9 protein-coding genes are annotated in these 11,078 nt (G+C 56.3%); 5 read left to right on the top strand and 4 right to left on the bottom strand.

Annotation, left to right across the window (positions count from 1 at the left end):
• The first annotated feature begins 256 nt into the window (after positions 1-256).
• On the top strand, positions 257-862 hold the full coding sequence (locus tag AC13D2_RS00240; protein WP_482938026.1) for a LysR substrate-binding domain-containing protein: 606 nt from the start codon (positions 257-259) through the stop codon (positions 860-862).
• A 95-nt stretch (positions 863-957) separates the two neighbouring features.
• Here the strand turns inward: AC13D2_RS00240 and AC13D2_RS00245 are convergent, their stop codons facing one another.
• Positions 958-1,839, bottom strand: a complete 882-nt coding sequence (locus AC13D2_RS00245; protein WP_286749976.1) for a LysR substrate-binding domain-containing protein — start codon at positions 1,837-1,839, stop codon at positions 958-960.
• Positions 1,840-2,004: 165 nt separating this feature from the next.
• Here AC13D2_RS00245 and AC13D2_RS00250 point away from each other — a divergent pair, with 165 nt between their 5' ends.
• On the top strand, positions 2,005-3,123 hold the full coding sequence (locus AC13D2_RS00250; protein ID WP_317308250.1) for an S-(hydroxymethyl)glutathione dehydrogenase/class III alcohol dehydrogenase: 1,119 nt from the start codon (positions 2,005-2,007) through the stop codon (positions 3,121-3,123).
• Positions 3,124-3,175: 52 nt separating this feature from the next.
• Positions 3,176-4,024: an S-formylglutathione hydrolase gene (gene fghA, locus AC13D2_RS00255; protein ID WP_317307211.1), complete on the top strand. Its 849-nt coding sequence runs from the start codon at positions 3,176-3,178 to the stop codon at positions 4,022-4,024.
• A gap of 94 nt (positions 4,025-4,118) precedes the next feature.
• Here the strand turns inward: fghA and AC13D2_RS00260 are convergent, their stop codons facing one another.
• From AC13D2_RS00260 to AC13D2_RS00270, 3 genes are read right to left on the bottom strand one after another with little or no spacing between them, the layout of a single operon-like run.
• Positions 4,119-5,489: an FAD-dependent oxidoreductase gene (locus tag AC13D2_RS00260; protein WP_317307212.1), complete on the bottom strand. Its 1,371-nt coding sequence runs from the start codon at positions 5,487-5,489 to the stop codon at positions 4,119-4,121.
• Positions 5,490-5,542: 53 nt separating this feature from the next.
• Positions 5,543-6,988 (bottom strand): aldehyde dehydrogenase family protein, encoded by a 1,446-nt coding sequence (locus AC13D2_RS00265; protein ID WP_317307213.1) that lies wholly within the window; start codon positions 6,986-6,988, stop codon positions 5,543-5,545.
• A gap of 6 nt (positions 6,989-6,994) precedes the next feature.
• The gene (locus tag AC13D2_RS00270; protein WP_317307214.1) at positions 6,995-8,179 is read right to left on the bottom strand and encodes an aromatic ring-hydroxylating oxygenase subunit alpha; all 1,185 of its coding nucleotides are present in this window, start codon (positions 8,177-8,179) and stop codon (positions 6,995-6,997) included.
• A gap of 463 nt (positions 8,180-8,642) precedes the next feature.
• Here AC13D2_RS00270 and AC13D2_RS00275 point away from each other — a divergent pair, with 463 nt between their 5' ends.
• Together AC13D2_RS00275 and AC13D2_RS00280 are read left to right on the top strand one after the other, a co-directional pair.
• Complete coding sequence (locus AC13D2_RS00275; protein ID WP_482938025.1) at positions 8,643-9,467, top strand: BCCT family transporter; 825 nt, start codon at positions 8,643-8,645, stop codon at positions 9,465-9,467.
• 81 nt (positions 9,468-9,548) lie between these two features.
• On the top strand, positions 9,549-10,751 hold the full coding sequence (locus AC13D2_RS00280; protein ID WP_348294260.1) for an IS110 family RNA-guided transposase: 1,203 nt from the start codon (positions 9,549-9,551) through the stop codon (positions 10,749-10,751).
• Positions 10,752-11,078 lie beyond the last annotated feature (327 nt).

An 11,078-nucleotide genomic window follows, 5' to 3' on the forward strand; every position in this document is an offset into this window, starting at 1 on the left:
GCCTGAGGCCCAAAAAGATGTTGGTGGCTATCTCATGGACTACTACAACCGGAAACGACCTCACACATTCAACGGCGGCATTTCGCCTGTTGCGGCTGAGGAAAACCTTAAAATATTGTCCGGGATCAGTTGACCACTACATACGTTTGCTGCGGAGCAGTACTACAGAGTATTTGCCAGCTCAGTCGGAAACATCGAACGAGCCATCGCCCTCGCAAGAGACTTCGACGCTGCTATCTCCACAAAAACCTTCCGCATTGCGCTTTCAGATTTGGGAGAGTTTTATTTGCTTCCTAAACTGCTCGAGGCCCTCCGCGAGAAGGCACCAAATTGCAAGCTAGAGATTGTTACTACTGAAATACCGAAAATAGAGGAGGAACTGCTTCAGGGTCGTATTGATTTGGCGATAGGCAACCTTAGTTTTTTAAGAAAAAGCACCAAAAGTATTTTAGCTTTCACCGAGAACTACAGCTGTATTGTTTCAAGCAGCCACCCCAGATTGAAGGAAACTGTCACCAAAGAACAATTTTTGGAGGAAAACCATATCTACGTATCTAAGGCGAGCGGCCATTTTGATGCGAGCGCATATCTCAGAAATAGCGGTGAGACTATTAAGATAGGCCTACATATACCACACTTCTCATCTTTACCGGCAATTATCCCCAATTCACAGATGATTGCTTGTTTGCCTAGCAGAGTAGCAGAGCAGTTTGCTAAATCAGAGGGTATACGTTCATTTCCGCTTCCATTTCAGGCGGAATCCTTTAGCGTTGAGATATATTGGGTTGATGATTTTTATAACTCAAAGGCCAAGACATGGTTGGTGGATCTAGCATTCAATGCAATAGCTGAACCTTCATGATTGGACTTCCCCGATACAGTAGACACTCCTGGCCTATGATTGGACTTACCCCGGTCCACTAGACACTCCTAGCCTATGATTGGACTTAGCCCCAATCAGGCGTTTGGCACGCCCAGTGAATCCACAAAGTAGTCCAGCAGCATTCTCACCTTTGGCGACAGGTGACGGTTATGGGGATACACCGCCCAGATACCGTCATCGTCTTCCTGGTAATGAGTCAGAAGAGGTATCAGCGTACCCGCGTCGAGTGCCGGCCCAACGTAATAATCCGGCAGCTGGACAATACCAACCCCCTTCAGCGCTGCATCCAACAAGGCTCTGCCGCTGTCACAACGCACGTTTCCACGAATCCGGACATTGCGGGGATGACCCGCATCCTGAAATCGCCAGTAGCCCAGATTCCCCTGAAGGCAATTATGGTGTTCCAGCTCAGACAGAGAGTGCGGGGTGCCATGGACAGCGAGATAAGCTGGCGAGGCGCATACATACAGAGTCCGGGCAGCAAGACGCCTGGCCATCAGGCTGGAATCGTCCAGTTTACCAAGCCGTACCGCAAGGTCGTAACCTTCCGCCACCAGGTCCAGTTGCTGGTTGGTCAGTTTCATTTCAACGTCGAGTTCGGGATACCGCAGTACGAAATCGTTGACCAGCGGTGCGATCGACTTCTCTCCGTAGGTTACCGGCGCCGTCAGTCGCAGCCGGCCCTGGGGCACCAGCTGCATATTGGTCATAGAGCGCTCCGCCTGTTCAAGGGCGTCCAGTATCTGGCGACAATGCTGATAGTAGATCTGCCCGGCCTCAGTCGTGGAGACGCGCCGGGTCGTTCGATAGAACAGACGGGTGGATAACCTGTCTTCGAGCGCGCTGATCTGTCGGCTGACGTGAGCGGTCGAGACGTCCAGGCGTTTTGCCGCCCGGGTGAAGCTCTCCGTTTCAGCCACCGCCACGAATTCGTTTACACCTTCCCAGCGCTGCATGTCACCACCCTACTTTTGCTTCAGCAATCCTGATTATTACACATGAGTAAAAGTGATTTCACGAATACGGTCATTATCAACATCTGTGCAGCAAATATAATCACCAGATCATTCGGGCAGTGTCCAAATACAGATGCATCACAAACGGAGAGAATTATGAGCGAGATGATCAAATCAAAAGCAGCCATTGCCTGGGGACCGGGGCAACCACTCTCCATTGAAGAGGTGGATGTAATGCCGCCGAAAGCTGGTGAGGTTCTGGTGCGGGTGATCGCTACCGGCGTGTGTCACACCGACGCGTTTACGCTTTCCGGAGACGATCCCGAAGGTAATTTCCCCGCGATTCTGGGCCATGAAGGCGGCGGCATCGTTGAGGCCATCGGCGAAGGTGTCACGAGTGTCGAGATCGGAGATCACGTTATTCCCCTGTACACGCCAGAGTGTGGGGAATGTAAATTCTGCCTCTCTGGTAAAACCAACCTGTGCGGGAAGATCCGGGAAACCCAGGGCAAGGGCCTGATGCCCGATGGCACCAGCCGTTTCTACAAGGATGGCCAGCCAATCTATCACTACATGGGCTGCTCCACCTTTTCCGAGTACACCGTGCTGCCGGAAATCTCTTTGGCCAAAGTGAACAAAGAAGCGCCACTGGAAGAAGTGTGCCTGCTGGGCTGCGGAGTAACCACCGGCATGGGCGCCGTCATGAATACTGCCAAGGTGGAAGAAGGTGCCACCGTGGCGATCTTCGGTCTGGGCGGCATCGGCCTGTCTGCCATTATTGGCGCTACCATGGCCAAGGCCAGCCGCATCATTGCCGTCGATATCAATGAGAGCAAGTTCGACCTCGCGAAGCAACTTGGCGCAACCGATTGCATCAACCCCAAAGCCTATGACAAACCCATTCAGGAAGTCATTGTCGAACTGACAGACGGCGGCGTGGACTACTCCTTTGAGTGCATTGGCAACGTCGACGTGATGCGTTCTGCCCTGGAATGCTGCCACAAGGGCTGGGGCGAATCCGTCGTCATCGGCGTCGCAGGTGCTGGCCAGGAGATTTCCACCCGTCCATTCCAACTGGTGACCGGTCGAGTCTGGAAAGGCTCCGCGTTCGGCGGCGTCAAAGGCCGCTCCGAGCTTCCTGGAATTGTCGAGCGGTATCTGCAGGGCGAGTTCAAACTCAGCGATTTCATCACCCACACCATGAGGCTTGAAGACATCAATGAGGCGTTCGAACTGATGCACGAAGGAAAGAGCATTCGTAGCGTGATCCATTTCGATAAGTGACCGGCGCGGTCGCCTGCCACCCATGGCAGGCGACTCACCCACGGAGTTCTTGATGAGCATCGAAAACCTGAGCAGCAACAAAAGTTTCGGTGGCTGGCACAAGCAGTACAGCCATCAGTCCGACACCCTTGGTTGTGTCATGCGTTTCGCGATTTACCTGCCACCACAGGTGGCTAGTGGGCAAAAGGTACCCGTCGTTTACTGGCTATCGGGGCTGACCTGCACCGACGAAAACTTCATGCAGAAAGCGGGCGCCCATCGGGTGGCCGCCGAACTGGGCATTGCCATTGTGGCCCCGGACACAAGCCCCAGAGGCGACGACGTCGCCAACGATGACGGTTACGATCTTGGCCAGGGGGCGGGGTTCTATGTGAATGCTACCGAGAGCCCCTGGAACACGCATTACCGCATGTACGATTACGTGCTGAATGAACTACCGGCACTGGTGGAGTCGGTGTTCCCAGTGACCGATCAACGCTCTGTCGCGGGACATTCCATGGGCGGGCATGGCGCCCTGGTGCTGGCATTGCGCAATCCACAGACATACCAGTCGGTGTCTGCTTTCAGCCCGATCAGCAATCCGGTCAGTTGCCCGTGGGGCAAAAAAGCCTTTGCCGCCTATCTCGGCAACGACACCGGGCGCTGGGCTGCCTACGATGCCAGCCTGTTAATGCGCAAGGCACAGCAATTCGTGCCGGCCCTGGTGGATCAGGGTGACGCTGACAACTTCCTGGCCGAACAGCTTCGCCCCGAAACCCTTGAGGCGTCAGCCCATATCAGCGGTTACCCGCTGGAACTGAATCTGCGCGAGGGCTACGACCACAGCTACTACTTCATTGCCAGCTTCATTGAGGACCATCTGCGATTCCATGGTCGGCATCTGGCCCCGTCCACGGTCTAGACCTGGCCGGTTAGAAAGCCGACCTCATCAGCCGCAGAAAAAAAGGCCCGCTGTATACAGCGGGCCAAAGGTTCACCAACCTATGCGAATTACTTCAGGCAACCGAACGTTCCAGAGGCTCTCCACACCGGTCGACCCAGAACTGTCGTTCTGAAACAATTTGCCCTGCCAGTACGAAGCCTTGAAGGCACTCCGATTCATCAAGGAAAAAGGCCCGGGAGCCATGCTTATCGCGCTCAACCTGCCAGCGTCCTTCCAAACTGTTGGACGGACTTAACAGGGTCAGCGGAAGTGCCGGTGTTTTGACAATGACAGGCATCGGTGGGTACTGAACCATAGTTGGTCGCCCCAACAGAGTATCCGCCAGTGCCCGGATGCCGTGGGTGATTGGTGCAATGTATGGCAACAACCGGCCATTGATCTCAACGCAATCGCCAATCGCAAATACGTCCGGGACTGTGGTCTTCATTCCACCATTGACCTGAATACCCTGATTGACGTCCGCTCCGATGGACTCTGCCAGCTCCGTTCGGGGTCGCAAGCCAACGGCGGAAATCACCAAATCGGTGACCAGCTCAGTGCCATCACGCAGTACTACCCTGTATTGGCCGCCTTCCTTCTCGATCCGTTCGACGGTATTGCCCTGATACCAGTTCACGCCTTGCTCCCGCAACGCCTCTTGCAATTGCATGCCTACGTCATACGGCAACAACCGGTCCATCGGGGATTCGGCGAGGCCAACAACGTCCACCAGGCAACCGGCAGCCGTCAGGTCATTCGCAAATTCACAGCCGATCAGGCCATTGCCGATAATGGTGACTCTGTCGCCACTCTGCAGACGCTCCCGCATGTAGCGGTAGTCCTGCAGGTCGTTAACGCTCAATACGTCCTCGGCGCCGCTCCCCTCGATGGGCAAGCGAATGGGCTCAGCACCCAGAGCCAGCACGAGTTTGCTGTAGGGCTGGGAGCCGGCATCGGTTTCCAACGTTTTCGTTTTCGGGTCGATGCTTTGTACCCGACAGTGGGTATAGACTCGGATATTCAGGCGCTGTTCCAATGCCAGGGGCTTTTCGCTGACAAGATCGTCCGCGCTCTTGTCACGGGCCAATGCATTGGAGAGTGATGGCTTGGAATAGTGGTGACCGTCGTCTGCTGTAAATACAACGATGGGCGTGTCCGGGTTGCGTTCGCGGATTGCTTCGGCCAGGCCGTATCCTGCATAACCACTACCTACGATGGCAATGGGTAGCGCAGCCACACTGGCTGCTTCCGTGACAGGGGCACTCGGCTTCTGCTCGGTTTTCAGCTCAATCATCTCGAAATCGGCTTTGCCCACGCCACAGTCAGGGCACACCCAGTCGTCCGGAACATCTTCCCAACGGGTACCCGGGGGAATTCCTTCGGGTGGCCAGCCCTTGGCCTCGTCGTAGATCAGACCGCAGATAGTACATAGCCACTTTTTCATGATTTGGCCCTCCCTCGGTGCCGCTATCCGGGACAGCGGCACCGTCATCGTATTTATCGGGTGATGCGAATCGCTACGTTCTTGGTGCGCACGTAACTGTAGAGTGCTTCCTGCCCTTTCTCGCGGCCATAGCCGGAGAGCCCGTTGCCACCAAACGGTGTTTCTATGCCACCGGCAAACCACTCATTGACGAACACCTGGCCGGCATCCAGTGCCTGAGAGGCACGCAGGGCCCGGCTGATGTCCCGGGTGAAGACGCCCGCGACAAGCCCATAGTCGGTGCCATTGGCCAGCTCGTAGGCTTCCTCTTCACTATCGAAAGGCGTGATGGCGATGACCGGACCGAACACTTCGTCGCCGAACAGGCGCATGTCAGGGGTGACATCCGCGTACACCGTAGGCTGCACAAACGCCCCCGGCAGACCTTCCACAGCACGCCCACCGAAAACGAGGCGTGCGCCATCCTCTTCCGCTTGACGGCACAATTCGAGAACACCCTCACGCTGCTGCATCGACACCAGCGGCGTAATATCCGGGTTATCCTTGCCGCCGCCAATGCTCAGGCCCTGGGCCAGCTCTGCAACCCGGCCAACCACCTCGTCGTAGATCTCACGCTGAACCAGCAGACGGGACATGGCCGAACAAACCTGCCCGGAATTGAAGAAAATCCCGCTTTTTACACTGGAGACAACCTCATCCAGATCCGCATCAGAAAACGCGACAGCAGCGGATTTACCACCCAGTTCCATAACGCAAGGCACGGCATTCTCGGCGGCTGCCCGCATAATCGAACGGCCAGTCGGCACAGAACCGGTGAAGACGATCTGATTGGTTTCCTTGTGCGCCACCAACGCAGCGCCGATCTCGCGCCCGGGCCCTGCCAGGATGCTCAGCGCCCCCTTGGGCAAGCCGGCACGTTCGCATGCGGTTGCCAACAACGTGATCGCCAGTGGCGACACCTCGGGCGATTTCACGATCACTGCGTTTCCAGCAGCCAGCGCCGGTGCCAGTGAGCGCGCGCAGATCGAGACCGGAAAGTTCCACGGGACAATCTGTACTGAGATGCCCTGCGGCTCGTAGGTGGTGAAATCGACATAGTCTTCCCCCAACGGGATCGACTTGCCTTCGATCTTGTCCGCCATGCCTGCGTAATACTCAAAGTAAGCCGCGGATTCAGTGAATTCACCCAGCGCATCGTTGAGCGACTTGCCGTTCTCACGTGAGGCGAGCAAAGCGCCTTCATCCGCCAGCTTGCGGATCTCGGCTCCGATCCGGTAGAGCAGCTCCGCTCGCTGGGAAGGACGTTGACGAGTCAACCGGCCTTCCCGCACACACTTCCGTGCGGCAACGATGGCACGCTCGACATCGTCCAGGTCCGCACTGGCAATGGTGGCGAAAACGCTATCAGAGGAGGGATCACTCACCTCAATGGTCGTCTCGCTGTCGACCCATTCGCCGCCAATAAAATTCAGCCAGTGGTTGGGTTGTTTGTTAGACATAGAGAATCATCCTTCCAGTGCGCTGGCATAGCGATTGGCTACCCAGTTGTGAAAATGGTGTGTCGGGCCGTCCAGAACCGGTGAGAACACGCCGCCCTGGAAGCCAGGTGACCGACGGCCAACCTGCATCCCCTCAACGGCAAACACATCCTCGCCGAATACCACGCGCCAGGCTTCGATCTGCGAATGTCTGCAAGCGGCATATTCATCGCCACACGCCTCTTCACCCACATAGAACACACGCAGGTTTTCCAGCGTCCGGTCATGGGCTTTCGGCTCCAGAATAATGGCGAAAAAGTGGTCCGCCTGGAGGCCGAGCAGAACGTTCGGATAGAGCGAAATGTACTCTGCCTGGCGCAGGCGATCCTGTGGCCAGGACGGGAACCGTGGCAAATGGGTGCCAGCAACATCCGACAGGTTATAGGTGTGGCTGCCCTGCCCAGACATATTGTCACTGACCACCAGGTTGTAATGCTGGTCCAGCGGCGAGTACGTGTTCAGGCTGGGATGGACCCACGGCAAGTGATAGGACTCGCAATAGTTTTCCACTGCCAGCTTCCAGTTGCACTTTACTTCCAGTTGCATCTGACTGCCGGTCGGCGCAATGTTCAGGTTGTCCCAGCCTTCCCTGCCGCACAGGTCGCTCCAGCGCTCTTTCAGCGGTTCAATATAGGTGTCGAAATCGACCGCATCACCAGACAGGTTGATAAACACCATGCCTGCCCAGACATGGGAGCGAACCTCCCGCAACCCATGCTTCTCGCACACAAACCCTTCGGCTTTGTGTTTGCCATAACCACCGATGTGCGGCGTGCCTTTCAGGTTGCCATTCAGATCGTAGGTCCAGGAATGGTAGGGGCAGCGCACCATGCCTTCCACTTCGGTTTCTTCGGTCAGCAGGATCATTCCCCGGTGGCTGCAGACATTGTGGAAAACCTTGAACTCGCCATCCCGGTTACGCATGATCGCCAAAGGCAAGCCCATGAACTCATAGGGCTTGGCAAAACCATCCATCGGTAGGTCACTGGTGAAACCAAGCGCTGCCCAGCCTTTCCCCAACACCTCATCCCGCTCCAGTTCATACAGTGAGGCGTCGTCATAAACGGCGTTGGGCATACCGGACGCTTCGGCCAGCGGCTTGCGGACATTGTCGAGTGCTGTTGTTGGAATCAGACGCGTTGTTGTTGTCATGGCATTTATCTCCTCTCTCGATCTCTGAAGATCTTTCTTGGCCCTGTCAGGGCTACCAGCAGCACATTGACCTGACTCAGTGACTACAGGTCGTTGCTGTATGAGGAGCGATAGTAAGGATGGCGAACTTTTTTCAGCAAACGACTTTTAAGCCGCCTGTTCATGACAATTTCTCATGAGGTTTCACGCGCCTGATTTCGCGGCCCTGACGCTCATACGCCTGACCTTTCTTCATAAGCTCATGACATATCATCGTCCGCGATCGAACGTTCGACGATTTACCTGAGGGCAGGAGCTCTGGCGAGACCTTGCATGACAAAACCTCATGACTTGAGGCACAAAAACTCGTTTGATCAATATCAATTAATTGATGAGGATTGCATCCACTGTCCGGGCAGCCCTCCAAGAAAAATAACGGGCTGAGCGGATCGACGATCAATACAATAATGAAGGTGCAACTCTCATGAGAAATGACACTGGTCTGGTGTACGGCATCGACCCAACGGTCACCGTTGTTTCAAAGATACTTATTGTTGGTTTCGTCCTGCTCTGCGGCTTTATGGCCACAGAGTCCAGCGCACTTTTCCAACAGCTATCAGATACGGTCCTTAATAACTTCAAATGGTTTTATCTGCTGCTGGTGTCTGCGGTACTGGGGCTGCTGGTCTATTTGATGTTCAGCCGCTACGGCCATATACGCCTTGGCAAAGACGATGAACTACCAGAGTTCCGCTATCGTTCCTGGCTTGCCATGCTGTTCAGCGGTGGTATGGGTATTGGTCTGATTTTTTGGTCGGTGGCGGAGCCCATGTGGCACTACGCCGGCAACCCCTTCTCAGAAACCGGCTTGAGCGCTCAGGCTGCCGAAACGGCAATGCGCCTCACGTTTTTTCACTGGGGGCTGCACCCCTGGGCCATTTTCATCCTCGTCGCCCTTGTGATGGCCTACTTTTCGTATCGAAAAGGCCTTCCCCTGACGATGCGCTCCGCACTCTATCCCCTGATTGGAAATCGCATCTACGGCCCTATTGGTCACACCGTTGATATTCTTACTGTGGTGATCACCGCTTTCGGCATCTCTACATCATTGGGGCTCGGCGTAGCCCAGATGAATACTGGTCTAAACAAAGTATTCGGCCTTGCCATCAGCGCCGAAAACCAGATCCTGATGATCTCCGTCATCAGCACTCTGGCCATCATTTCGGTGATATCAGGTGTTGGACGCGGCATTCGGATACTGTCCGAATGGAACATGAAGCTATCGATTCTGCTAGACATGATGTTTTGACCTGCCCGTCCTCAACGATCGTGGGTTATTGTTGAGGACGGAAAGAAACCAACAGCAGAGCCACTTTGAGGAGGGCAGGTCATGAACGAGTTTAAACCAGATGCGTCCCGAATCGATACCGTTTCAGCGAGCTTGGAACTACCCGGGCAGGAATGTTACGCCGCGTATGTGGGCCTGGACGTCCACAAGGAAACGATTGCGGTGGCCCTGGCCGAACCCGGTCGGCAGGAGCCCCGCTCCGAAGGTGAGATTGCCAACCGCCCGAAATCGATTGAGAAGCTCGTGCGGCGCCTGAGTGAGCGGTTTGGTGGGGGTGTCTTACAGTTTGTGTATGAGGCGGGACCCTGTGGCTATGGCCTGTATCACCAGCTCGCCGGTACTGGACATATCTGTGAGGTGGTGGCGCCGTCGCGCATTCCCAAGGCGGCGGCGGAGCGGATCAAGACTGACCGGCGGGATGCATTGAAGCTCGCCCGTCTTGCGCGCAGCGGCGACCTGACGCCGGTCTGGGTGCCCGGCCCGGAGCAGGAAGCGATGCGGGATCTGACCCGTGCTCGTGGCGATATGAAGTCGCAGGAGCGCAAGGCCCGCCAGCAGCTGAGCGCTTTCGTGCTGCGTCACGGTCACGCTTGGCCCGCTGGCAAGAAACGCTGGACGCAGGCCCATTACACGTGGCTGGAGTCGCTGAAATTTGCGCACGACTGGCAGCAGGTGGTACTGCAGGAGTATGTCGATGCGGTGAAGGCGGCGACGCAGCGAGTGGCCGATCTGCGGGCACAGATGGAACGGGCGTTGGCGCAGTGGTCCCTGGCACCGGTGGTGGAGGCTCTGGTCGCGCTACGGGGGGTCGACACGCTGGCCGCCATGGTGTTGCTGGCCGAATTGGGGGATATTTCCCGCTTCGACTCGCCCCGCCAGCTAATGGCATTTTTAGGGCTGGTGCCGAGCGAGCACAGCAGTGGCGGGAGGCGTCGCCAGGGCGGCATCACGCTCACGGGCAATGGTCATGCCCGGCGGATGCTGGTTGAGTCAGCCTGGAGTTACCGCTTCCCGGCGCGCCAGACGAAACACCTCAAGCGTAAAGCGGCCCCCGCCTCAGAGGCTGCGAAGGGGATCGCCTGGCAGGCCCAGAAACGGCTTTGCGGTCGCTACCGGGATCTCATCCAGGCCGGCAAGAACAGCAAGCTGGTGTGTGTGGCGATTGCGAGGGAACTGGCAGGTTTTATCTGGGCAATCGTCCGGGAAGAAATGCCGAGGGTTCGCGGGGCCGCGAACGCCGGATGAACCCTCAAAACCCAAAAGCAGGCATAGGATGAGGTAAAGAGGCACGTTGAGTCAGGGCAGGGCCAGGCCGGTGTGGAGAACCCTTGGGAACCACTAAACCGGCAGTGGCCGGGAAACTGCTCAGAGGCGGTTCCGGTCGCTGAACCCTGCTGCTAGAGAAAGGCCAGCTCCGCGACGTAGTGAAGTCAGGTCGGTAACCAATCCACGTATATCAGTATGATCCACCGTCGCAAACTGCCTGGCCGTGCTCTGATCCAACGTGCTTAACCGGAGGTGTAACAACGAACATTGCGCAACCATTTGACAGGTCAAAACATATCAGTGGTT

Source organism: Marinobacter sp. B-12 (assembly GCF_056857915.1).